This window comes from Emticicia sp. GW821-FHT11C11 (assembly GCF_058808615.1).
In genome coordinates this window covers 1,826,789-1,851,698 of the sequence record NZ_JBXARV010000001.1, presented here as the reverse complement: position 1 = coordinate 1,851,698, position 24,910 = coordinate 1,826,789, and the positions used below count along the sequence as shown (strand labels likewise).

The 24,910-nt window shown below is 41.0% G+C and carries 24 protein-coding genes; 14 read left to right on the top strand and 10 right to left on the bottom strand.

Annotation, left to right across the window (positions count from 1 at the left end; translation table 11 throughout):
• Window positions 1-25: 25 nt before the first annotated feature.
• The 5 genes from AC1RRY_RS07895 to AC1RRY_RS07875 form a co-directional block, all read right to left on the bottom strand.
• The gene (locus AC1RRY_RS07895; protein WP_492816703.1) at window positions 26-916 is read right to left on the bottom strand and encodes an alpha/beta fold hydrolase; all 891 of its coding nucleotides are present in this window, start codon (window positions 914-916) and stop codon (window positions 26-28) included.
• A gap of 98 nt (window positions 917-1,014) precedes the next feature.
• Entirely contained in the window at window positions 1,015-2,121 is a 1,107-nt protein-coding gene (dprA, locus tag AC1RRY_RS07890; RefSeq protein WP_492816705.1) for a DNA-processing protein DprA, read from the bottom strand.
• Window positions 2,122-2,168: 47 nt separating this feature from the next.
• Entirely contained in the window at window positions 2,169-3,269 is a 1,101-nt protein-coding gene (locus AC1RRY_RS07885) for an endonuclease/exonuclease/phosphatase family protein (RefSeq protein WP_492816707.1), read from the bottom strand.
• 531 nt (window positions 3,270-3,800) lie between these two features.
• Window positions 3,801-4,001, bottom strand: a complete 201-nt coding sequence (locus AC1RRY_RS07880) for a helix-turn-helix transcriptional regulator (protein WP_492816709.1) — start codon at window positions 3,999-4,001, stop codon at window positions 3,801-3,803.
• Window positions 4,002-4,005: 4 nt separating this feature from the next.
• On the bottom strand, window positions 4,006-4,512 hold the full coding sequence (locus AC1RRY_RS07875) for a hypothetical protein (RefSeq protein WP_492816711.1): 507 nt from the start codon (window positions 4,510-4,512) through the stop codon (window positions 4,006-4,008).
• A 178-nt stretch (window positions 4,513-4,690) separates the two neighbouring features.
• On the opposite strand from AC1RRY_RS07875, the gene AC1RRY_RS07870 reads away from it, so the two are divergent.
• Window positions 4,691-5,062: a group III truncated hemoglobin gene (locus tag AC1RRY_RS07870; protein WP_492816713.1), complete on the top strand. Its 372-nt coding sequence runs from the start codon at window positions 4,691-4,693 to the stop codon at window positions 5,060-5,062.
• On the opposite strand, the gene AC1RRY_RS07865 is transcribed toward AC1RRY_RS07870, so the two are convergent.
• Together AC1RRY_RS07865 and dacB are read right to left on the bottom strand one after the other, a co-directional pair.
• Window positions 5,059-5,856, bottom strand: coding sequence for an alpha/beta fold hydrolase (locus AC1RRY_RS07865; RefSeq protein WP_492816715.1), 798 nt, complete (start codon window positions 5,854-5,856; stop codon window positions 5,059-5,061). The genes AC1RRY_RS07870 and AC1RRY_RS07865 overlap by 4 nt on opposite strands.
• Before the next feature lie 92 nt (window positions 5,857-5,948).
• Window positions 5,949-7,391, bottom strand: coding sequence for a D-alanyl-D-alanine carboxypeptidase/D-alanyl-D-alanine endopeptidase (dacB, locus tag AC1RRY_RS07860; protein WP_492816717.1), 1,443 nt, complete (start codon window positions 7,389-7,391; stop codon window positions 5,949-5,951).
• 154 nt (window positions 7,392-7,545) lie between these two features.
• Here dacB and AC1RRY_RS07855 point away from each other — a divergent pair, with 154 nt between their 5' ends.
• From AC1RRY_RS07855 to AC1RRY_RS07795, 13 genes are all read left to right on the top strand, one after another.
• Entirely contained in the window at window positions 7,546-8,967 is a 1,422-nt protein-coding gene (locus tag AC1RRY_RS07855; RefSeq protein ID WP_492816719.1) for an MBL fold metallo-hydrolase, read from the top strand.
• 26 nt (window positions 8,968-8,993) lie between these two features.
• Entirely contained in the window at window positions 8,994-9,950 is a 957-nt protein-coding gene (locus AC1RRY_RS07850) for an acetyl-CoA carboxylase carboxyltransferase subunit alpha (RefSeq protein WP_492816721.1), read from the top strand.
• Between the two features lie 192 nt (window positions 9,951-10,142).
• Window positions 10,143-10,610: a hypothetical protein gene (locus AC1RRY_RS07845; RefSeq protein WP_492816723.1), complete on the top strand. Its 468-nt coding sequence runs from the start codon at window positions 10,143-10,145 to the stop codon at window positions 10,608-10,610.
• Window positions 10,611-10,784: 174 nt separating this feature from the next.
• Window positions 10,785-11,405, top strand: coding sequence for an HAD family hydrolase (locus AC1RRY_RS07840; protein ID WP_492816725.1), 621 nt, complete (start codon window positions 10,785-10,787; stop codon window positions 11,403-11,405).
• Between the two features lie 32 nt (window positions 11,406-11,437).
• Window positions 11,438-12,586: a site-2 protease family protein gene (locus AC1RRY_RS07835; RefSeq protein ID WP_492816727.1), complete on the top strand. Its 1,149-nt coding sequence runs from the start codon at window positions 11,438-11,440 to the stop codon at window positions 12,584-12,586.
• Window positions 12,579-13,145, top strand: a complete 567-nt coding sequence (locus AC1RRY_RS07830) for a 1-acyl-sn-glycerol-3-phosphate acyltransferase (RefSeq protein ID WP_492816729.1) — start codon at window positions 12,579-12,581, stop codon at window positions 13,143-13,145. The genes AC1RRY_RS07835 and AC1RRY_RS07830 overlap by 8 nt, the downstream gene beginning before the upstream one ends.
• A 30-nt stretch (window positions 13,146-13,175) precedes the next feature.
• On the top strand, window positions 13,176-14,348 hold the full coding sequence (locus AC1RRY_RS07825) for a trans-sulfuration enzyme family protein (protein ID WP_492816731.1): 1,173 nt from the start codon (window positions 13,176-13,178) through the stop codon (window positions 14,346-14,348).
• Window positions 14,345-14,725, top strand: coding sequence for a hypothetical protein (locus tag AC1RRY_RS07820; protein ID WP_492816733.1), 381 nt, complete (start codon window positions 14,345-14,347; stop codon window positions 14,723-14,725). Before AC1RRY_RS07825 ends, AC1RRY_RS07820 begins: the two co-directional genes overlap by 4 nt.
• Window positions 14,726-14,759: 34 nt before the next feature.
• Entirely contained in the window at window positions 14,760-15,056 is a 297-nt protein-coding gene (gene zapA / locus AC1RRY_RS07815; RefSeq protein ID WP_492816735.1) for a cell division protein ZapA, read from the top strand.
• A gap of 157 nt (window positions 15,057-15,213) precedes the next feature.
• Window positions 15,214-16,779, top strand: coding sequence for a ribonuclease Y (gene rny / locus AC1RRY_RS07810; RefSeq protein WP_492816737.1), 1,566 nt, complete (start codon window positions 15,214-15,216; stop codon window positions 16,777-16,779).
• A 148-nt stretch (window positions 16,780-16,927) separates the two neighbouring features.
• Window positions 16,928-17,692: a type I methionyl aminopeptidase gene (gene map / locus AC1RRY_RS07805; protein WP_492816739.1), complete on the top strand. Its 765-nt coding sequence runs from the start codon at window positions 16,928-16,930 to the stop codon at window positions 17,690-17,692.
• A 277-nt stretch (window positions 17,693-17,969) separates the two neighbouring features.
• Entirely contained in the window at window positions 17,970-19,007 is a 1,038-nt protein-coding gene (locus tag AC1RRY_RS07800) for an aldo/keto reductase (protein WP_492816741.1), read from the top strand.
• Between the two features lie 81 nt (window positions 19,008-19,088).
• The gene (locus AC1RRY_RS07795; protein ID WP_492816743.1) at window positions 19,089-19,481 is read left to right on the top strand and encodes a DUF1398 domain-containing protein; all 393 of its coding nucleotides are present in this window, start codon (window positions 19,089-19,091) and stop codon (window positions 19,479-19,481) included.
• 57 nt (window positions 19,482-19,538) lie between these two features.
• Here the strand turns inward: AC1RRY_RS07795 and infB are convergent, their stop codons facing one another.
• The 3 genes from infB to rimP all read right to left on the bottom strand — a co-directional run bounded on the left by infB (window position 19,539) and on the right by rimP (window position 24,634).
• Window positions 19,539-22,709, bottom strand: coding sequence for a translation initiation factor IF-2 (infB, locus tag AC1RRY_RS07790; RefSeq protein ID WP_492816745.1), 3,171 nt, complete (start codon window positions 22,707-22,709; stop codon window positions 19,539-19,541).
• A gap of 116 nt (window positions 22,710-22,825) precedes the next feature.
• A complete protein-coding gene (nusA, locus tag AC1RRY_RS07785) occupies window positions 22,826-24,070 on the bottom strand; it encodes a transcription termination factor NusA (protein ID WP_492816747.1) in 1,245 nt (414 codons plus the stop codon).
• An 87-nt stretch (window positions 24,071-24,157) separates the two neighbouring features.
• On the bottom strand, window positions 24,158-24,634 hold the full coding sequence (gene rimP / locus AC1RRY_RS07780) for a ribosome maturation factor RimP (protein ID WP_492816749.1): 477 nt from the start codon (window positions 24,632-24,634) through the stop codon (window positions 24,158-24,160).
• Between the last annotated feature and the right edge of the window lie 276 nt (window positions 24,635-24,910).

Genomic DNA, 24,910 nt, shown 5'->3' with positions numbered 1-24,910 from the left:
GCATCCGGGGTTTCTGGATACTACCTCAATTTCCCAATGACTCTTTTAATTCTTCTTCTCCGCAAATCTCCTTTTTCACAAGGTCGGGTCGGGAAGATGAAATCAGGTGTCCTGAATCGGGTATGAAAATAAAGCGGGCATTTTTACCCGTCAACACTTTTTTCGCATAAGAAAAGTTTGAAGTATCAACAATCCAGTCTTTTCCTCCACACATCACGGTCACATCCGACTGAATCTTGGGCCATTCATTTTTGAGTTTTTTTAATTCAGCTACATGCGCATATTTTTCGTCGGTGGCAGTATTCATGCGTTCGGGTAAAAACCATCTTACCAGAAACAGCTTACCATATTTTGAAAACCACCAGAATTTCTCGGTATCGGGGTCAATAGCAGGCGAAAGCAATATTACTTTCTTAACCAACTGCGGATACAACGCGGCCAGTTCGGCAGCTACCGGTGCTCCATAAGAACGACCCACAACAATGGCTTTTTTGCCGGAATGGTTGCTCCTGAGCGCCAGACTGATAGCATGAGCCTGTTCGGCCAGACTATATACTTTCTTTTTCGGCTTTTTCTGAGACTTGCCATATCCGGGTCTGTCGACAGAAATTAAATGATAGCTATGCTGCAATGCACTATCATCCAGCATATTCATGTAGCCATCCCATGAGCCGGGCGCGCCATGAATAAATAACACAGGTTGGGCGGTATCAGAGCCAAATGTTACAAAATGTAGTTTCAGGGAGTCGTTCTCAACCATGTGATACAAAGGCTTTGCGAGCCGGTCACGATAATGCTCCTTCAACTCAGACTCCGTCATAATCCATCGGCTGAAACAAGACGCAAGAGAAACGCTAAGGGTGGCAAAAATCAAAAACCGCTTTGTTCTGCCACTCAGTTTTTTAATCAGGTTCACTATATATATGCTATAATTACGTTTTCGGGGGTTATTTTAATAACGTATTATGAATCACAATGGTTTACAGCTGTTTGTTAAATATTATTAATTTCTGATTATTTTAATCCGAACTTTTTACCGGCAGTAGTTTTTATAATACCCTGAAACTCAAGATTTAATAAAAGTGAGGCCAATCGGTTGACGGGTATTTGTGTTTGCCAGCTCAGGTTATCAATATGCATTTCGCCGGTGGTTCGTAGGCAGGCAATTACCTGCCCTTCTTCCTGTGTAAACTGGCTCAGGTCTATTTCAGCTTCTTTATACTTATTTTTAGATGAGCCATTGCCTTCTGTATCCCAGTTCATTGCATTTACAATGTCATTCACTTCTGTGAATATATTAGCTTTGTTTTCTCTGATTAATTGATGGCACCCGACTGAATACTTATTCTCCAGGCTGCCGGGTACAGCAAAAACCTCCCGATGATAATTGTTCGCAAAATCGGCAGTAACCAGTGCCCCTCCTTTATCAGCCGATTCTACCACAATTACAATATCACTCAAGCCTGCAATAATGCGGTTTCTGGCAATAAACAAATTCCGTATAGGTTTCATACCAAACGGATTCTCAGATAGTATGCCTCCATTGGCAAGCATCTGATCTGCGTATTTTTTATGCGCCGCCGGATACATAATGTCAAGACCACTTGCCATTACCCCAATGGTGGGCAGGTAATTGTCAAGCGCCGCTTTATGAGCTGCAATATCAATACCATAGGCCAGGCCGCTTACAACGCATATGTCCAAATGTTTCAGTTGTTCTACAATTTCCGCAGTTATTTTTTTTCCATAGTCAGAGGCCTGTCTGGTTCCAACAATTCCGATCGATCGTTTTGCGCTTAAATCTCCGTTTCCTTTGAAATACAGAATAGCCGGGGCGTCGTATAGGCTTTTAAGTCTTGCAGGATAATCCTTATCTGTAGAAAAATAGAGTTGGGTCTGCTGTTTCTCGGCTTCGTTCAGAATAGCTTCGGCTTTTAAAAGAAGTGAAGATTGTTTTAAACCTTCCAGAATCTGTTTTCCTACACCGGGAATCTTCAGTAATTTTTCGGTTTTGGCTTTGAAAACATTTTCAGCCGACCCGAAATGACTAATTAATTGACGGAACATGATGCTCCCGATACCTTCAACCAACGTTAAAGCAACCTGATGTAGTTTCTCCATTAATTTTTTTTAGTACAGCTATTAAGTAATAAGGAAAGTTTTAAGGCTTATTTTTTGATAATGTATTCTGCCCAGACAGGATAGTGATCTGAATAAGGTTTATCAGAATATGTTTTGAATTTTTTCACTTCGAAGTGCTCGTCATCGAAAAACTGATTGTCAATTCTTAAGAAGCCCGGAGGATAATGATAAGTAAAACCAAAACCGCGTCCTTTTTCTTCAAAGGCATTTTTCAGATACTTACTGACTCTGCCATACGCATAGCCGTAAGGCACCTCATTAAAATCGCCCGTTAGTATAACCGGATAAGGGCTGGATTTTATCCAGTTTTCAAGCTCTATTGTCTGTATAATTCTGGCGCTGAATCCTTCTCTTAACTGACGATAAATGTTCTTTGCTTCCTTTTTAGCTTTTTCTTTATCATCACCTGCATCCAGCACTCTGTTAACTCGCACTCCCATCGACTTCAATTGAATGTTTATTACTCTTATCGTGTCTTTATCGACCAGAATATCTGCAGCTAAAATTCCATTGTGATTAGTCGACCAGTGTTTTTCTTCTTTTCTTATAATGGGATACTTCGAAAAAATTGCCAAACCGATTGACCCCTGCCCCTCATCGTTACCAGGTGTTGAGTGGACATAAGTATAATACTTGTTTTGTTCTCTGAACCTTTTAATCAGAGAGAACTCCCATCTTTTTAAATTGAATAGTTCCTGAACACATTTGATATCGGCATCTATTCCCATTGCCGTTTCCATTATATCGACGGCATGAGTCGGGTGCTTTTGTGGATCATACAGTTCTGTATCAGACCACATAAGATTATAAGTCAATACAGAAATTCTTTTTCCCTGTTCTGTATCATCTGCCCTGTGCCAGGTAAATGTTCTGAGAAGCAGCGGATAACCAATCAACAAAACGCCTAGTGATATAAATGCTCTGCGAGATTTCCTGAAAGTCCAGAGGAGAATAAAAAAGATATTCCCAAGCCATGCCAGAGGTAATGATAAAGTAAGGAATCCTCCTAACCAATGCTTAACACTCACTGAATAACTTAGCTGATACACTAACAGTGTATACAAAGCAAGCATCATATTCAGTAAGAATAAGAATCGTTTAAAAAAATTTCTGAGGAACTCTGACATTCTATAGCTATAAGATTTCAAATCGAATTTTATAATCTGCCCTTGCCTGACCTTTGAGACTCAACCATAATGAGCTGTTTTACAAATTCCTAAAAATAACGGCTTCTGATGAAAACGAAAAACGATAAATCGAATTAAATATTGAATGGTAATAAATTTTGCTTTACACCGACACAAAATATAACTATTCAAATGCGCTATATAATTATACTTCTTCTCTATTATTCAACTGAAAGTCAACTAACGAAGTTCCTGCGCCACATGCAATACTGAAAGCTCCATAATTTTATACATCAGGCAAGCAATCCAAAGACGATTCAAATGCTAAAGTGCAGAAATAATCAATAATCGTAAGCTAATAATCCGTAGAATATTATAAAGCATGCTATCGGCATAGCTTATAAACTACCAAACCCTCACTGCTTGCGTGAGGGTTTGGTAAACTTTTTCATAATTATTGTATAGAGACAAACCGTTCCAAAAGTATCATAACTGTTATATGATTTAATGTGGTTACGGTGCGAAACTCAATCAGTCATTCTCATCCAGCTCAAAAATCTCTTCTACTTTTTTTTCGAAAACCCTGGCAATTTTCATAGCCAGTATAGCTGAAGGCACATATTTATTGCTTTCTATCGCATTGATGGTCTGCCGACTCACCTGAATACGCCCGGCTAAATCTGCTTGTGTGATATCAAGAATAGCCCTTTCAATTCTGATCCTGTTTTTCATGCCTTCAGTTGTTTTGTAGTTTTCCTTTCGACTCGAACCCCGGCTTAATAAATAGAATGTAATGAAACCTGATTATGAAAAAAATCAGTGGGGTAAACATGTTGTAGATGATGACACTGAAGAATGCCCCGCCATGAATGAAAATAGTTGCCAGTGTCAAGAGCCCAAAATTGAGGTAGATTGCCCATTGCAACGATTCCAGTCTTGTTTTAGATACATACTCATCTTCAATTTTTACTCTTGAAAAAGCAATAAAAAGTAGGCCGATAATGGTACCGACCGACGCTATTTCATCTGTAAGATTCAATATTGAAACCTGCTCATCAATGTTAGTTTTGCTATTACCTAGTGTAAAAGTATCGGAAAACACATAATGAAAAGGCAGCTTAACGGTGAGTAAATCGATTTCAAAATTACCAAACATAATAAATAACCCCAGAATAAGGGATGGGATAGCAATAATCCACCCAATTAATTTGTAACGATGAGGAAATAAGAACCTGGCTTCCATAATTTTGTAATGTTTTAATTATATGTAAATTTTAACAGACCAAAAGTAAAGTATATTTTACATTTTGACAAATTTATTTGATATATTTTTTTAGAAATATTTCTAAAACCTCCCAATATGATTTATATCAGCTTTTCTTTTGGGGTTCTTAAGTATCTTTGCAAAAATTTCAGCGGTAATGAACGATATTGAGAATAGAGCAGATGTAGAGAATCTGGTAAATAGCTTCTACGAAAAAGTACATAAAGACGCAGACCTTGCTCCGGTTTTTGTAATGCCCGAAGAAGAATGGGACAGGCATATTACGAGAGTGGTTAATTTCTGGGAAAACTGGCTTTTCCAGACCGGCAGCTACGATGGTGGCATGATGTGGGTGCATATGGATGCCCACCGGAAACATGGCCTTACAGTTGAACGTTTTGAAAAATGGCTTGCGTTATGGTTTATAACAACTGACACACTGTTTGCAGGCCCACGTGCTGAGTTTGTAAAAAAGAAAGCCCTGGAAATAGGACAAATCATGAACGCCAAAATGAACAATGCGCGTTAATTGCTCAAAAACTGTTCGATTTCCCTATTATACACTTCAGGCTCTTCGACAGATGAAGTATGCCCGCCGCCTTCAAAAACAACAAGTTTTGAATTTGTGATGAGTGCGTGAATCTTTTGCGATTTCTCCGGTTTAGTGGCAGAATCCTGATCACCAACCATAATCAGGGTAGGGCATTTAATCTGTGGTATTTCATCGGCAATGCCTTTTCTGTAAATTACTCCTTCCACAGCCCGGGTTATATGCTTCCTGTTATTTTGCTTCAATTGTTTTATCCAGTATTTTTTCTCATCTGTTCTGGCAGGATCATCCAGAAACTTCTTCCCGAACATAATTGCCATCACTTTTGAAACAACAGGGAAAAAGCCAATGTATTTTACAATATTATTAAGCATCTTATACTTAGGTACATTTTCGACAGGCTCAGGATCTGCAGTTGTTTCAAGCAAAATAAGTTTTTTAATCAACTCCGGTTTTCGCGCGGCCAGGCGCATCCCCACAAAACCTCCCATTGAAAGCCCTGCAAAAATTACGGGTTTACCAACCAGCTTTTCTATCAGCACCACCGCATCTTCGTAGAGCGTGTCCATATCATATCCATCGGCAGGCCCTTCTGTTTTTCCTTGCCCGCGGTGGTCATACGTAATAATCCGGTAATGGTCTTTAAAATAGGCTACCTGTTTATGAAACATATGCCCGCTCCATAGCAGTCCATGCGCAAATACAATAGTTTCATCGCCGTTTCCGGTTTCTTCATAATAATAGCTTACATCGTTGACAGACAGGTAAGGCATGGCTGTAAAATTTATCTGTATGAAATTAAAAATAACAATCTAAAATTGCAGCTCAATAGCATTAGTTTCTGTTTAAATATCTTACTCACGCCTCAGATAGACACCATCAGTTTTATCATGTCTTCCAGGTATCTCCTTGCTTTTCTATCGGCGCCGTCGGCATAGCGGTTGATAATAAACGTAAATGACATCAACTCACCATTGGTAGCAGTATAATAGCCTGAATAGGCTCTTGTATTGGCAATTGAACCACTTTTTGCTCTCACATTACCCACAGCTTTGGAGCCTTTGGCCAGATTCTGCACCGTACCGTTTATTCCAACTACCGGAATAGAAGCATAAAAATCGTTGAAAGAACTATCACGGTGCATGGTAAACAAAATGTCTGTCAGATTATTGGCAGTAAGCACCCCCGACGGAGACAAGCCGCTGCCGTCGCGCACCATAAATCCTTGCATATCTACTCCTTTTTGAGTCCATAAATTTTTGGTGGCTTTCAAACTGGCTCCAAAATCGGCATCTTTCACCAGTGCATAGCCAACTGTTTTCAGGAAAGCATCGGCATACAGATTAATACTCTGAAAATTACAGTGCTGCGCCAAGGTTGAAATAGCAGGCGAGTCATAACTCAGAATCAGGTTTCTGGGTTTGCCGGCTTCTCTGAATCTGGCTTTATACTGTGCCCAGCTGACTACGCTACCACTCACCTGACCCTGCAGTTCAAAGAATTTTTGCTGCACATGATAGGCAAGAAAATAAGCAGGGTCTGGCAACGAGCCTTTCACTACAAATGATGCCGGACCTAAAGGTACCGTACCTTCGGCAAGAATAGTATTGCTGAGCGGTGTATTATACACAATCACATTATCGCCCGACCCGCGTTCCGCTGTTGTTACTTTATTAATAAAAGTAATATCTGGTACAGCCGGCGAAAGTCTTATCAGCGGAGCATCAGCTTCCAAAGACTTACCCGGTTTGAAATGAATTTCATACAGGTTTTCGTTGATATTAAGGCCACTTACCCCTGCTCCGTAATAATTACCTATGTCGCCCCACACCCATGAGTTCGCCAGCGTGTTTTCCGGAAAAATACTTGCATCACCCAATATCAATCCTTCAATTCTCTTGATTCCGAAATCTCTGATTCTCCGGGCAAACAGACTCACAACCTGATGAAAATCCAGCCCCACTCTGGAAGAACCGAGTGAAGGATCGCCCGTACCTCTGATATAAACATTACCTTTCAACACACTATCCGCAATGAAACCGTCATATTCTACGAAGGTCTGATACCTGTAATTTGCACCCAAGACCGACAAAGCCGAAGCCGTTGAAACCAGTTTGAGTGTTGAAGCTGAATTGACCGACTTATTGGCATTATATTGAACTCTATAGGCACCTGTCTGCACAGAACGGATAGAGACTGCTACGGTACCTGTGCTGATTTCGGGGTCATTCTGAATACTGTCTAATAGTTGCTGAAACTTTTCAAGAGGTGAACCAAGTTGTAGTAGAATAAATAAAATTAGCTTCATCGGAAATACTGCGAGTTTGGGAAAGGCATTTGATAATAACGAATTTAAAAAAAATGCTTAGCAAAAAAAAGATTTCTTTCTGTATTTTTGTGCCTGAATATGAAGCAAAAACTTGTTTGTTTGATATTTTACCATATTCTGATAACATTTTCGTATGAAAATAACTTTTTGGGGAGCGGCAAGGCAGGTAACAGGTAGTATGACCCTACTTGAGTTTGATGATGAATACAGAGTCCTGATTGATTGTGGTACTGATTTAGAAAGAGAAAATAATCCAGAAAAACCTAAGTTTGAATACGGAATTTTTCCGTTCGATCCTTCATTAATCAACTTAGTTATTCTTACTCACGCGCACATTGACCATTCGGGTCAGATTCCGAACCTATATAAAGAAGGCTTTGAAGGGCAGGTATTATGTACCCGGGCCACGATGGATTTAAGTGAGCTATTGCTGCTTGACTCCGCCTCGTTAAACCAGCGTAAATTTAAGCTCATTCATGACAGCAAGAAGCGTTCGAAAAAAAGGAAGGACATTGATACGCGTGAATTATATCTGGACAGACAGGTGAAGGAAGCCATCGGAAATTTTGTTCCGATTCCTTTCGACCAGCGGTTCAGATTTAAAGACAACGGCTTTGTAACTTTTATTCCGGCCGGGCATTTACTAGGCGCTGCGCATATATATATTGAGTTCTGGGAAGACGGACAGAAGAAAACACTCGGGTTTTCGGGCGATATCGGTCGCAAGAATTACCCTTTACTGATTGATCCGCAACCACTCCCACCGGTTGATTATCTGATTACCGAAACCACCTACGGTGACCGCCAGCACATTGACCAGGACGAAGCCGGGAATATTCTGGCAGGTATTATTCAAAAAGCATGTATTGATGTGCCAGGGCGTTTAATCATCCCCTCTTTCAGTGTGGGGCGTACACAGGCAATGTTGTATACACTCAATAAATTGTATACCGAGAAAGGCATTACCCCCATCAAAGTTTTTACAGACAGCCCCTTAGCAAAGGCGAGCTCCAGAGTGTATGAAAAGAGCTCGAAACTACTGAATAAACATGCCCGGTTATTCGTGGAAGAAAATGAGTCTTTGTTTGATTTTGAGAATCTGATATATTTGGAGTCCAATCAGGCAAGTAAAGCCGTCTCTAATCATGCCGAACCCTGCATTATCATATCTGCATCGGGCATGGTACAAGGAGGCCGTATAGAACACCACATAGAGGCCAATATCAGTAATCCATATGCCACTATTCTGATGGTTGGCTATGCGAGTGAGGGCACACTGGGTTGGAAATTACTAAACGGTGAACGAAAAGAGCTGAGCATAAGAGGGCAAAAATACCCGGTCAATGCCACTATTCTTAGAATTGATGCATTCAGCGGACATGGAGATTTCAAAGATTTGACTAATTTCGTGACTTCGCAAGATATTAATACAGTAAAAAAGGTATTTCTGGTACATGGTGAACACAACACCATGAATAACTTTAAAATTACACTTGAACAATTAGGGTATAACCAGATTGAAATACCCGACAAAGGACAAACTTTCGAAATTTAACAAAACCCCATAGAGGTTAATCATTTATGAGAACTCTTCTTGATTTTGAAAAACCCATTGCAGAACTTGAAGCAAAGCTTGAAGATATGAAGCGTCTGGCAGATGAAAACAATGTGGATGTAAGCGAGGCCGTAAGAAGTCTTTCTGATAACATTCTGGATCTGAAAAAAGAGACGTTTTCGAACCTTACACGCTGGCAAAGGGTACAGTTATCGCGTCATCCTGATCGACCATATACTTTAGACTATATTGAAAAGATATGTCAGGAATTTCATGAGTTACACGGCGACCGCACTGTAAGAGATGATCCGGCTATTGTAGGCGGTTTTGCAGATATCGACGGAAAAGCAATCATGTTGATTGGTCAGCAGAAAGGTCGTAAAACCAAAGAAAGACAATACCGTAACTTCGGGATGCCGAATCCGGAAGGATACAGAAAAGCTTTACGACTAATGAAACTGGCTGAAAAATTTAACCGGCCAATTGTAACACTGATTGACACACCCGGTGCATTCCCGGGTCTGGAAGCAGAAGAACGCGGACAAGCCGAAGCTATAGCCCGTAACTTGCGTGAAATGTGCGTATTGAAAGTGCCTGTTATCTGTATCATTATCGGAGAAGGTGCTTCCGGTGGAGCCTTGGGTATTGCCATTGGTGACAAAGTATTGATGCTCGAAAACTCATGGTATTCCGTAATTTCTCCTGAAAACTGCTCTACCATTCTCTGGCGTAGCTGGGACTACAAAGAACAGGCAGCCGAAGCTTTGAAACCAACGGCTACTGATATGCTTGAAAACAAACTGATTGACGGCATTATCGAAGAACCACTGGGCGGTGCTCATCTGGACTGGGAAGATATGTCGCAACGTTTGAAAAGCCGTATTCTGTCAGAAATTGAACAATTAGAAAAACAGACTCCTCAACAAAGAATAGATGCCCGCATAGATAAGTTCTGCGCTATGGGTTACTTTGAAGAAGCGTAAGGAATATTTCTATTATATACAAAGCGGGTAATGGCACAGGCTGTTATCCGCTTTTTTGTTCTAACCGTTAAGGTTGGCAATTATGTAGTAAAGAAATAATTGAAAATGAACAAATTTTATTCATAACCTTTCCAACCTCAAAAGACCTTTTTCTGTCAGTAGAAAAAAACTTTTACTTTACTGTATTGTCATATGAAAAAACTACTCTTCTCTTTTGCAACCTCATTAATGCTCATCAGCTGTGAACCCAGAGAATGCTGTACCAACATTGAAGCATTTGTCGATATTTCGGTTATAGAAAAATCTACCAGTAAAGACCTGCTGAACCAGAGTGAGCCCAACCATATTGATATTAACAATGTAATGCTTGAGTTTTCTACGGCTCCGAAACAAAAGCAAAGCATTGCCTCAATATCGATCAGCAAACCTATATTTTTTCAGAATAATGGCAAGTCTTACCTGAGAATTTTTCCGACTACTTTTGAGCCGATGGGTACTGAACATACGGTAACTATTTACTGGACAGACACCAATATTGATAAGATTAAATTTGAGCTAAAACACCAGAAACAGAACATATACACAGATAGAATTTTTGTGAATGACACCTTAATGTGGGACAAAAGCAAAGGGTATCAGGCAATAACTATTGAGAAATGAGTATTCAACACAGTTGCAGTGGTTCCGGCTGAGTTTCATTGTGGTTTCTTCATTCGAACCGGTAGCTGATTTTTTTTTAATTCTGAACATCCTGCCAACAAAATATTTCAGAAGTGTCAGACGTTTAAAAACAGTTTGACACTTTTTTATTGCCCCATTTCTACTATCCCTCTTATGAAATTCAAAGCCGTTATTTTTGACTTCGGAAACGTAATCATCAACATCGACATTCCCCGCACTTTTCAGGCTTTCGCTCAATTTACCGGAAAAAGGCAATCTGTCATTGAAAAGCTTGTGGCCGACAACCAGTTATTCAGGCGTTATGAAACCGGCCAATTTACTGATATTGAGTTCCGGGAAATTGTCAGACAAACGGTAGGATTCCCCCTAAGCGACCACGAGGTCGACATCGCCTGGAACTCCCTTTTGCTCGACATCCCCGAAGACCGCATCCATCTGCTCAGGGAAATCAGAAAAAAGTATCCGGTTTATCTGCTCAGCAACACCAACAGTATTCACATCGAAGCTTCCAACAGCTATCTCAAAAAGACCTTCGGTTTAGCACATCTCAACGAACTATTTGACCAGCTTTTCTTATCATACGAAATCGGCATGTGGAAACCCGATGCCGAAATCTATCATCATGTGCTAAAGACTATCCAATTAAAGCCTCAGGAGGTGCTATTTCTGGATGACAATGCACACAATATTCAGTCAGCCAATGCGCTGGGTATGCAAACGATTCTGGTAGAGCCGCCAACTTCAATAGTTGAATATTGTAAAACGATTATTTAAATCGTTTCTTTGTATTTCAATGACAACCACTAATGAAACAAAACCGGACATTAATTATACAAATTTCGCTGTTTATTATTACGCTCATCACCACTACTTTTACCGGAGCTGAATGGATATTCGGCAACTCTTTTTTTTTCGGCTCAAGACCAATGGGCTGGGATGAATTCGTAACGGGCTTTCAATATTCTATTCCGTTTCTGGGAGTCTTAACCATCCATGAGTTCGGGCATTATTTTGTAGCCAGAAAACACCGTACAGAAGTAACCTTCCCTTATTACATACCGATGTGGCTGGGTGGGCTTAGTTCAACTTTCGGCACATTAGGGGCTTTTATAAGAATCAAAGACCGGATAAACTCACGGGTAAAATACTTCGATATAGGTATCGCCGGGCCACTGGCAGGCTTTGTAGCTGCTCTGGTAGTATTATGGTATGGTTTTACACATTTACCTAGCCTGGATTACGTCTTCGAGCTTTTTCCTGTGCTTAAGCAATACGGCATGGAATACGGTCATTTTCTGGAAACGAGCCCCGACTACTTTTCAATCAAACTGGGCGACAGCCTTTTGTTCAAGTTTTTTGAGACCTATATTTCTGTCGGCGAACTCCCCCACCCCTATTTGTATACCAATTACCCTATTATTTTCGCAGGCTATTTATCTCTCTTCTTTACAGCTTTAAACCTTTTCCCGATCGGCCAATTGGATGGCGGGCATATTTTGTATGGCTTAATCGGCGACAAAGCCTTTAATATTGTTTCACCTATACTATTCACCGGCTTTGTATTTTATGCGGGTCTTGGTACTTTCAACGCACATGAATTTATGCTGGCCGGGACAGACGTATTCAATGATTTACTTTGGAAGTTTGCCCTGTATATTGTTTTTATCTATCTCTGTTTTTCCAGGATTTCCGGAAATTTGATAACAAATTGGCTGATAACCCTCAGTGTTATTGCGATTCAGTTAATAATCACGTATTTTTACCCAACAGTTGAGGGTTATTCCGGATTTTTGGCTTTTGGTTTAATGATTGGCCGGTTTCTTGGAATTTATCACCCACCAACTCATGACAAGCAGCCGTTGACACTTGAAAGAAAGATTCTGGGCTGGATTGCACTGTTGATTTTCATTCTGTGCTTTACACCAAAGCCCTTTATTATTATACAAAATGTTTAATTGGCTTTTTAAAACTGTTTTCAGATTGGCAGGCTGGAAAACCGTCGATAGTCTTCCTTCCGATTTGAAAAAGGGTCTTTTTGCTGTAGCGCCTCATGCCACCTGGTTCGATTTTCTGGTTGGTGTAGGCACCCGTGCTGATTTAGGAAGATCAATAGTCTATCTGGGAAAAGCCGAGTTGTTCCGCCCGCCGTTTGGCTTTATTTTCAAAGCTCTGGGAGGCACACCCGTTGTGCGTTCGCGCAGCACCAATTTTGTGCAGCAGGTGGCCGACACTTTTAATAAACATGAAAGTCTGCTCGTAGCTATTGCACCCGAGGGAACAAGAAAAAACGTAAAAAAGCTCAAAACAGGCTTTTATTACATGGCTCATACCGCAGGGGTACCTATTGTTATGGTAGGTTTTGACTACCCCCGTAAAACTGTTTTTGTCGACAAACCGTTTTATACCAGTGGAGACTTTGAGGCCGACATGAAAACGTATTTTATCCCGTTTTTCGAAAATATACAAGGCGTAAAAAAAGATTGGCTCGCCAATTATAAAAAAGGGAATTTTTAATAGATAAATAAGTAGGTACAACCGCGTGCAATGAAAAAACAAACGAAAGCGATACGGATTCAGACCAAGCGTTCACAATACAGAGAACACTCTACCCCTTTGTTTTTAACCAGCAGTTTCTGTTTTGAAGATGCTGAACAAGGCAAAGCATTATTTGACGAAACACTCGAAGGCAATATTTACTCCCGCTTTTCTAACCCTTCGGTTCAGGAATTTGTAGATAAGGTATGTATGCTGGAAAACTGCGAAGACGGACTGGCAACAGCTACAGGTATGGCTGCAGTTTTTGCAGGCTTTGCTGCTCACTTGAAATCGGGCGACCACGTGGTTTCATCAAGAGCGCTGTTTGGTTCTGCACATCAGATTCTGACCCAGATATTATCAAAATGGGGCGTAACGCACACATATCTTGATGCTACGGCCTCTGAAAGCGCCTGGGAGGCAGCAGTACAGCCTAACACGAAGATGATTTATCTGGAAACACCATCGAATCCGGGTCTTGAACTGGTCGATATGGCCATGATCGGTCGCATTGCCAAAAAGCATAATCTTATCTATTACGTAGATAATTGCTTTGCTACACCCATTATTCATACACCTACCGATTACGGTGCTAATCTGATTGTGCACTCAGCCACCAAATTTATGGATGGACAGGGACGTGTATTAGGTGGAGTCATTACAGGTACAAAAGAATTGATTGCGCCCATCCGTTTCTTCTGCCGCCATACCGGCCCTTCTATGTCGCCATTTAACGCTTGGGTATTGTCGAAAAGTCTGGAAACGCTGGAAATCAGAATGCAGAGACATTGTGAAAATGCCGTAAAACTAGCCAAAGCGTTAGAGAAAATGGCAGGCATTGTCAATGTAAAATATCCGCATCTGCCGTCGCACCCACAATACCAATTGGCAAAAAAACAAATGAAAGCCGGGGGCTCAATGGTTACGTTTGAGCTGGAAGGCGGCTTTGAGCGTGTCAACCGTTTCACTCAGGCATTGCAGATAGTTTCGTTATCATCTAATCTGGGAGACTCGCGCACCATTATCACCAATCCGAATACAACTACTCACAGCAAACTACCTAAGGAAGACAAAGCCATACTAGGTATAACAGAGGGTTTAATCAGAGTTTCGGTAGGTCTGGAAGATGTAAGCGATTTAATAGCAGATTTTAAACAGGCAGCTAAAAAGAGTATGAAATGAATAACCTGACTGTTGAAAAACAATATATTGCAGAGATAGTTAAAGAAGAGAACATTCATAGTTTTACGCTTCTTAACAAGGTGGCCAATACATTGTTTTTTGAAAACACTCAGGCAAGAGAAGAAATTCAATTGTTGAAAACGCAGATAAACAGTCTGTATAAAATAATAAAAGAGAAGGACGGTGAGATCAAAAAACTGAAAATAAAGCAAACGAATCAAGATTTTATTGAAAAAAACAAAGAAATTAAAAAAGAAAGTGTTAAAATTGTAGCAAATAAAGTACGACAGTCTGAAGAAAAAGCACAATTGAAGAAAACAATAGAAGATTTAATAAAAGAGATTGATGTGTGCGTTGAGTTGTTGAACGAAGAGTAGGTTTACCTAAATAGCCCTGAAGAACAGGCATGCGATGGCAGATAATGAGAAAATAGAAATCAACTTAAGGGTACTTCAGAGGGTTGTTACACTTAAGATTCAGCCGGAGTTAGAGCCATATTTCCGCAATGCGGCTTCCTTTGTCAATCAACGCCTTAATTTCTATATGAAAAATAATAAAGACGGTGTAATGGATTTCCTCGATTTCCTGATCATCGTTGCCATTGAAGGCATAGTTGAAAACCAAAAAAACCAGGATAAATACCACTTGTTGCAACAAGACCTGGATAAACGCCTGGAAGACCTCAGCAACCGCCTTACCCTCAACTAAACGAATCTCGTATTTCTTCAAAAATAGCTTTTCTGCAAGCCTGTCAATCAAATCATTTTTGTTGCGTTTTTATTAAAGCCCACAAGAGTCGGGTGTAGAAACCATTAAAAGCAAAAGTGGTTTTTGTAACATTCATAATTTTTAAACATATAAATTGATGTCAGAAATCATCACTATGCTCTTCTCTGACCTATTAGCTTTGGTAATAGGTTTTTTTGTAGGTAGAGCATTTATTAAGAAAACATTCCAAAGCAAAGAGGCCGACGCCGAAATACGTGCTAATGAATTACTGAGAAATGCCCAACAAACAGCCGAAAACATTAAAAGAGACAAAGTTTTAGAAGCCAAAGAACATTTTTTAAAGCTAAAGTCAGAGTTTGATGAAGAAGCAAACAAGCGCAAGAACATCATCATTCAAAACGAGCAGAAGGTTAAACAAATGCAGCAACAGGCTGCGCAAATGCTGGAACAAAACAAACGCAGAGAAAACGAACTTGACACTTTACAGAACAAGCTGAACGAACAGATTGAAGCGGCTAACAAACGTAAAGAAGAAGCCGAGAAAATGCTCAGCCAACAGGTAGAACAATTGGAAAAAATTGCTAACCTGACCGCCGACCAGGCCAAACAACAACTGATTGATGCACTGAAAGGAGAAGCCGAAACGAAAGCCTCGTCTTATATCAAACAAACGATAGAAGAGGCTAAACTGGCGGCTACCAAAGAATCGAAAAAGATTATTATTGAAACCATACAGCGTACAGCCTCTGAGCAGGCCATAGAAAACTGTGTATCGGTATTCAATATTGAAAGTGATGAAGTAAAAGGTAAAATCATCGGTCGTGAAGGGCGTAACATCCGTGCGCTTGAAGCCGCAACCGGTGTTGAGGTAATTGTAGACGATACCCCGGAAGCAATCGTGATTTCAAGCTTTGATCCGGTTCGTCGTGAAATCGCCCGTTTGTCATTGCATCGTTTAGTGCAGGACGGCCGTATTCACCCTGCCCGTATTGAAGAGGTAGTAGGCAAAACCAAAAAAGACATAGAAAACGAAATTGTCGAAATTGGTGAGCGTACCGTCATCGATTTAGGCATTCATGGGCTTCATCCTGAACTAATCAGAATGATTGGTCGTATGCGTTTCCGCTCTTCATATGGTCAGAACCTCTTGCAACACTCTCGCGAAGTAGCGAAAATGTGTGCCACAATGGCCGCTGAATTAGGCTTAAACGCCAAATTAGCTAAACGCGCCGGTCTACTGCACGACATTGGTAAAGTATGGCACGAAGAGCAGGAGCTTCCACACGCTTTGTTGGGTATGGAACTGGCCAAGAAATACAAAGAGCACCCTGAGGTTATTAACGCTATCGGCGCTCACCACGATGAAATCGAAATGACCTCAATGATCTCTCCTATTGTGCAGGTATGTGATGCCATCTCTGGCTCTCGTCCCGGTGCGAGACGTGAAATGATGGAGTCTTATGTACAACGTTTACGTGATCTGGAAGACCTGGCGCTATCGTTCAACGGTGTTGAAAAATGCTATGCTATTCAGGCAGGACGTGAACTGCGGGTAATTGTTGATTCTGAAAACGTGAATGATGAAATAGCCAGCAAATTATCCTTTGATATTTCACAGCGCATCGAAAAAGAAATGCAGTATCCGGGCCAGATAAAGGTTACCGTTATCCGCGAAATGCGAAGTGTAGCTTATGCTAAATAAAAATTATTAAGTTTCAGAAAAAGGCGTTGTTACCAACGCCTTTTTTTATTGGCCTGCCCTATACCCGAAGCAAAACCGAAACATGGGTTGATTTTTTGAATCTTAACCCCGATTCATTTGTTAAAAATAAAAGCAGAAATTTGAAACTATGTCTATTACCAAAGAAGCCGAACTTGTCGGCATGAAAAGGGTGAGCGAAGCTGTAGCTATTACACTCAAAGAAATGCGGAATTATGCCAAACCTGGCATGACAACCAAACAATTGGACGATTACGGCGCTAAAATCCTGGCTGATTTAGGTGCCAAACCAGCTCCTTCTCTCACCTATGGCTTTCCCGGAGCCACTTGTATAAGCGTCAACCATGAAGTTGCTCATGGGATTCCGTCTGAGAAAACAGTCTTGAAGGAAGGAGATTTAATCAATATTGATGTATCGGCCGAATTGGATAGTTATTGGTCAGACAACGGTGGGTCTTTTGTATTAGGTGCCGACACGCAGAATCACGAGCATTTGGTTGAAACATCAAAACGAATATTAAAAAAGGCTATCAGCCAGATAAAAGGTGGGGTAAAAGTAGCTGATATTGGAAGAATTATAGAAACAGAGGCGAAAAAAGCCGGCTATAAAGTTATCAGAAATCTGACGGGGCATGGTGTAGGCAGAAGCCTGCATGAAGAGCCTTATGAAATTGCCAATTTCTACGACAGATACTACACCGCCAGATTCAGAAAGAACGCTGTTGTAGCTGTTGAAACCTTCATCTCTACCCACTCTACCACCGCTGATACGCAGGCAGATGGCTGGACACTCTTAGGCAACAAAGGAGGCTACGTAGCGCAACACGAACATACCATTGTAGTAACTGCCGACAAACCGATTATTTTGACCGAGATGAACGGAATCTGGTCTTAATACTTATTTAGTGATTTAGCGAATAAGCGATTGTGTGATTATCTATAATTTTTTTAAAATGGAGTATCTTTTTAACTGATTGAACGATTGAAATGAAAATTTGATAGGCATGATTTATGTGCCAAGAGAAAAAATCATATCGCGACGGAAATAAAAAATCAATCATTCAGTAAACATTGCCCGCTTAATCACTCAATAAACAATATTCACTTATTCACCATTCACAATCAAAAAAACACTAAATCACTCATTCACGAAATCACTAAATTATAATATCATGGAATACAGACAACTAGGGGCATCTGGTTTGCAGGTATCAGTATTAAGTTTTGGTACTGCCACGTTTGGAGGTGGAACCGAGTTCTTTAAGGCATGGGGTAGCACACAGGTAGAAGAAGCTACCCGACTGGTTGATTTGTGTCTGGAAGCAGGTATCAACTTGTTCGACACTGCTGACGTCTATTCTCAAGGCTTATCGGAAGAGATTCTTGGAAAAGCTATTGTCGGAAAAAGAGACCAGTTATTGATTTCAACCAAGGCTACTTTCACCTTTGGCGAAGGCCCTAACAATCAGGGGTCAGGTCGTTTTCATTTATTGAAGCAGATTGAAGGAAGCCTGAAACGCCTTAAAACCGATTATATAGATATTTACCACATGCATGGTTTTGACGGCAACACCCCTGTGGAAGAAACCCTCAGAACACTGGATGACCTGATTCAAAGCGGGAAAGTAAGATACATTGCCGCCTCTAATTTCTCTGGCTGGCATCTGATGAAGTCGCTGGCGGTATCAGAAAAATATGGCTGGAATCGCTATGTAGCCCATCAGGTATATTATTCGCTGGCAAACCGGGACTATGAGTGGGAATTAATGCCACTGGGCATTGATCAGAAAGTTGGCGCTATTGTATGGTCTCCATTGGCGGCAGGTTTATTAGGCGGCCGATACAAAAGGAACCAGCCTAAGCCGGCAGATGCCCGTGTAGCACAAGGTGGCAGCCCCATTGCGGCTACAGCTGTTAACGATGAAGTCTTATACAACACATTGGATGTATTGGAAGAAATAGCCAACGAAACCGGAAAAACTATTGCGCAGGTAGCTATTAACTGGGTATTGCAAAGACCAACGGTATCTAGTATTATTATCGGTGCACGCAATGAAGAGCAATTGAAACAGAATTTTGGTGCAGTGGGCTGGAACCTTAACACAGAGCAATTACAAAGACTGGATAAGGCCAGCGACATACCTACGGTGTATCCGTACTGGCATCAACGTCAGAATCTGACGCTGAATCCACCACCGAAATTTTATTGATTATCCATAAGTAAACGTTTTTTTACAATTGCAGCATGATGAGCTGGGCGACCTTTGTATAAACTTTAAATCAATAAGAAAATGTTTACACTTGGTCAGATCAAAGAAGCACATGCAAAAGTAAAAAGTGGTGCCGATTTCCCGAAATACATTCAGGAGCTATCACAATTAGGTATATTAGCTTACACCTCTTACGTAAACGACGGGCATACGGAATTCATTGGTACAGATAGCCAGACTGCTACTTCTGAAGCTAAATATGCAACCCTTGTAATTGCCGGAGAAAGCAATCAGGAACTGTTTGAACAGTATCTGAGAGCACATCAACAAGGACAAAGTGATTATGTTACCTTCTGCAAGCAAGCGGCAGAAACCGGCGTAGAAAAATGGGCGGTAGACATTATAAATATGACCTGCACCTATTACGACCGGAAAGGCAGAGAAATGCTGGTAGAGGCGATTCCCGGCGCGTAATAAACAAAAGGGGCTGCTCTATTAAAAGCAGCCCCTTTATTATTTTGTATAACACTCTTAAAGAGTACGTTTAATCTCCTTGATTTCAAAGCTTTCAATGGTGTCTCCCACTTCAATGTCGTTGAAGCCTTTCACGCTCAAACCACATTCAAAATTGGTTTTAACCTCATTTACATCATCCTTGAAGCGTTTCAATTGAGAAATGTCACCTTCATGCACTACAATACCTTCTCTGACAACACGCACTTTATTGTTACGTTTAATACTACCATCAGTAACATAACAACCGGCAATGGTACCTACTTTGCTAATCTTGAAGATCTCTCTTACCTCAACCGTACCAACAATAGATTCTTCTTCCTTAGGTGCCAATAGACCTTCCATCGCGTCTTTTATCTCGTTGATGGCATCATAGATGATTGAGTACAATCTGATTTCTATTTCTTCCTGATCAGCAATTTTTCTTGCGTTATTCGAAGGACGTACCTGGAAGCCTACGATAATGGCATCAGCCGTTGAAGCAAGGTTCACATCAGATTCTGAAATTTGCCCTACACCTTTATGGATGATACTTACCTGAACTTCTTCAGTAGAAAGCTTCAATAATGAATCAGATAAAGCCTCAACAGAGCCATCCACGTCACCTTTCACAATTACATTGAGCTGATGGAAAGTACCGATAGCCTTACGACGGCCGATTTCTTCCAGCGTAATATGTTTTCTTGCTCTTAGGCTTTGCTCACGGATAATCTGCTCACGTTTGTTGGCAATCTCACGTGCTTCACGTTCCGACTCCATGATGTTGAATTTATCACCCGCCTGTGGCGCACCCGGTAAACCTAAGATCTGTACAGGCGTTGATGGACCGGCTTCTTTTATCTTCATACCCAAATCATCAACCATGGCTCTCACACGACCAAAGTATTGGCCTGCCAGAATAATGTCTCCGATTTTCAATGTACCGTTCTGAACCAGAATAGTGGCCACATATCCGCGACCTTTGTCTAATGACGCTTCAATAACTGTACCTACCGCTGTTCTGTCTGAATTCGACTTCAATTCAAGTAACTCAGACTCCAGCAATACTTTATCTAACAGGTCAGCAATACCAGTACCTTGTTTGGCTGATAATTCCTGCTCCTGATATTTACCTCCCCAGCTTTCAACCAGAATATTTTCTTTCGATAAATCCTCTCGTATTTTGGCAGGATTAGCCCCCGGTTTATCAATTTTATTGATAGCAAATACGATAGGCACACCTGCATTCTGCGCGTGGTTAATGGCCTCACGTGTCTGAGGCATCACGCTGTCGTCAGCAGCTACTACTACAATAACCACATCGGTTACTTTAGCACCTCTGGCACGCATGGCTGTAAAGGCCTCGTGACCAGGTGTATCAAGAAACGTTATTTTCTTGCCTTTATTCGGACCATCTTTCATCTCCACTGAATAGGCACCAATGTGCTGGGTAATACCCCCGGCCTCTCCGGCAGCTACTCGTGTACGACGGATATAATCCAGCAATGATGTTTTACCGTGGTCAACGTGACCCATGATAGTAACAATCGGTGCTCTTGGCTCTGTATCTTCCAGTTGCTCGTCTTTATCAATCACATCGGCCTGTACTTCATCTTCAGCCGAAATAAACTGCACATCAAAGTCAAAATCAAGGGCAATCATTTGAATGGCTTCTGCATCAAGGCGCTGGTTGATTGACACAAACATACCCATTTTCATCGAAGCCGAGATTACCTGTGTAACCGATACATCCATCATTGATGCCAGCTCAGATGCAGAAATGAATTCAGTTACTTTAAGAATATTGCTATCTTCCTTCTCCTGAATAATACGCTGTTCTTCCTGCTCGGCACGCATCTTGCGTTTATCCTTACGGTATTTCGCTCCGAAGTCAGGCCCCTTGGTCTGCATACGAGCCATCGTTTGCTTGATTTGCTCTTTAACAGCAGTCTGAGATACTTCCTCACGACGTTCCTTCTTCTTCTTAACGTCACCTTTTTTAGCTACTGTGCTTCCGGTTGTAGTTGTACCGATACCTGGTGTTTTAGGTTTAGACGCAGCATCATTACTATCTACTTTCTCAGCTCTCTTTACACGCTTGCGTTTACGCTTACGTTTCGCATCGCGGTCATCAGCACTACCTGCCGTTGGTTTTTTCTCAACCGGCAGTTCAATTTTTCCCAGCACTTTCAAACCCTGCAGTTTCTCTCCTCTCGCCTGAATCAATTCAGGTTCTTCTTCCTCTGCCTGTACCGGTGGTGCAGGAGCCGGTTTTTTGAATGGTTGATTCTGTTGAGGTCTTTGATCGGCAGCTGGTCTGTTTTGCTGATATCCTCCCTGACCTTGTTGTGGAGGTCTTGGTGGTCTGTTTTGATCTCTGTTACCCTGACTTTGATTCGGCCGATCCTGGCCGGGTCTATCCTGACTGGGTCTGTCCTGACCGGGTCTATTCTGATAATTCGGGTTGCCTGATTTCTCCTGTCCGGGTCTGTCAGTACGTCCGTCTCTATTCTGATTTGAATCTCTGTTCTGAGGTACGTTGCGATTTTGTTGAAAATCTCTTCTTTGCTGATTGTCTTGTGGTTTCGGCCTCTCTTCGGTTCTTGGTGCTTCAGTTGGTTTCGGCTGCTCGACAACAGTTTTAGGCGATTCTTCTTTCGCTTCTATAGCAGGCTGGGCTTTTTCTTCGGCCTTTGGTATTTCTGCTACAGGTTTTTCAGCAACCGGCGGAACACCGACATTCGGAGTTTCTTCGGTTTTAGGTTTTTCAACAGAGGCAGGTTCAGCTTTCTGAGGTTCTGGTGTTGGTTGCGCTGAAGGTTTTTTGTCTAAATCAATTTTCCCTAATACAGTAGTTCCCTGCAGTTTTTGTTCTGCACGAATCGTTTCTACCTCTTTTTCAGGCGCTGCTTCGGGTGTTTGCTCTACTTTTTTTTCTTCAACTTTCGGGTGGTCTCTAAAATAAAGAATATCCATATTGCCTGATGCAGGTTTGGGTTCCTCCACAGGTTTTGCTACCACACTTTCTTCAAACAATGAAGAATTGTTGAATTCCTTCGACAAGATATTCAATTGCTCAAAGTTAAGTTTGGCGTTAGGATTGTTGTCAATACGATGCCCCTTATTAGCCAGCTTTTCAACGATAGTTGTAATACCAACGTTTAGTTTCTTGGCCGCAAGGCTTATTCGCATTTCTTTTTGTTCTATCATAAAGTAAATTTAAAATCAGTTGAGTTATTTTAAGTTGCCGGATTTATCTAAGAAAAAATTTTAAAGACCTCCACATAATTATTCAACACCATTTTATGGTTTGCTGTTCCATAGTCTCATTCAAATTCTCTGCTCAAAATGTCAAATATCTCGGCAATTGTTTCTTCTTCAAGTTCGGTACGGCGTGCAATATCTTCTTTTGAAAGCGCCAAAACAGTTTTTGCAGTATCCAAACCAATCTTGCGGAACTCGTCAAGAATCCATTCCTCGATTTCATCAGAGAATTCAGATAGATCAACATCTTCTTCTTCTTCTTCTCCTTCAAGGTCGCGGAATACATCCAGTTCCATATTTACCAGCTTTCCGGCTAGTTTAATATTCATGCCACCTTTACCAATAGCCAACGAAACCTGATCTGGTTTCAAATAAACCGCTACTCTTTTCTTTTCGTTGTCAACCTGAATACTGCTGATTTTAGCAGGGCTCAAAGCTCTTGAAATTAAAAGATTCAGGTTATCAGTCCATTGGATAACATCAATATTCTCGTTCTCTAATTCACGCACAATGGTGTGAATACGGGAACCTTTCATACCTACACAAGCGCCCACCGGATCGATACGGTCATCGTATGACTCAACAGCCACTTTGGCTCTTTCACCCGGCTCACGTACAATTTTACGAACTGAAATAAGACCATCAAGGATCTCAGGAATCTCTTGTTCAAATAAACGCTCAAGGAATACCGGTGAAGTACGCGACAACGTAATGCGCGGTGTACCGTTATTCATCTCTACCTTATGAACCACAGCTTTAATGCTGGTTCCTTTTCTTGGGCGGTCTTTCGGAATCTGTTCTGACTTCGGCAACACTAATTCGTTGCTTTCGGCATCCAGACACACCAGTTCCTTCCCTAAAATCTGATACACTTCTACTATGATCAGCTCACCTACCAAATCTTTATATTTGGCATATAACATTTCTTTCTCTAAATCCTTAATTTTCTGGATGAGTGTCTGGCGGGCAGTTTGTACCACACGGCGTCCGAAATCTTCCAGTTTCACTTCATCAGCCACTTCTTCTCCAATTTCAAAGTCAGGCTGAATCTTACGGGCTTCCGACAACATAATTTTGTCCGGATCCCAGATATCTTCAGAGTTGTCATCTACAATTTCACGCGTACGCCACATTTCAAGGTCGCCGCTATCTGCATTAATGATAACATCGAAATTGTGATCAGTACCGAATTTTTTACGAATCATTGTCCGGAACACGTCCTCCAACACCTTAATCATAGTTGGACGGTCAATGTTTTTTTCACGGGCAAATTCTGAAAACGATGCAATTAACTCTCCGCTGTGCATATTCTATTCATGAGTTAGCGATTTTGTTGATTTAGTGAATGATTCATTTCATTCATCAAAACTCATTAAATCAAATTTCTTAATTTTTTATTTAAATGAAATAACTACTTGTGCTTCTTTTATATTTTCAAGTGAAATGTTTATTGGTTCCACAGGTTCATTTTTAGCCTTACCTGTTCGTTTTTTCTCTTCAATCAAAGTAACTTCATGGTTAGCAAGACCCTCCAGTTTACCTTTGATCTCCGTGCCGTCTGTCAAAGTCACCTTCAAAGTGCGGCCTATGTTTTTTCGGTACATCCGCTCACTCCTTAAAGGAAAATCTACACCCGGCGACGACACCTCGAGTGTATACTTATCGGGCATTAGCTCGTCTAATTCTTTACCAAGTTTCCGACTGATTTCGCTGCATTCATCAATCATTATTCCCTCGTCCGAATCAAGCAGTATAGTAACCTTGCTATTGATTCTTGACGTTGAAACTTTGATATCCGCTACAAAAAACTTGTCGTTTTCAAGTAGTGGTTGTAAAAGTTCTTCTATTTTCTGTTTATAATCTGTATTCATTTATTCAATAAATATTCTCCCCGTCCTACTGTAAATTTCCAATATATGGTTAACGAAAAAAGGAGGGCTCCGCTCCTCCTTTTGCACAATTCTTATGCAAAGATAGAAATATTTTTCCTTTTTTACAAATCTGATTATCAATTATACGATTCATTTTCAACCGTAACATCAACAAATTTTCTGCAAGGCAAATATTCCTTCATTACTTTGGTGCAAATCAAAACTCAATTATTGAATATTTTTTGATTTATTTGCACCGATGTGCCTGCCTACAGC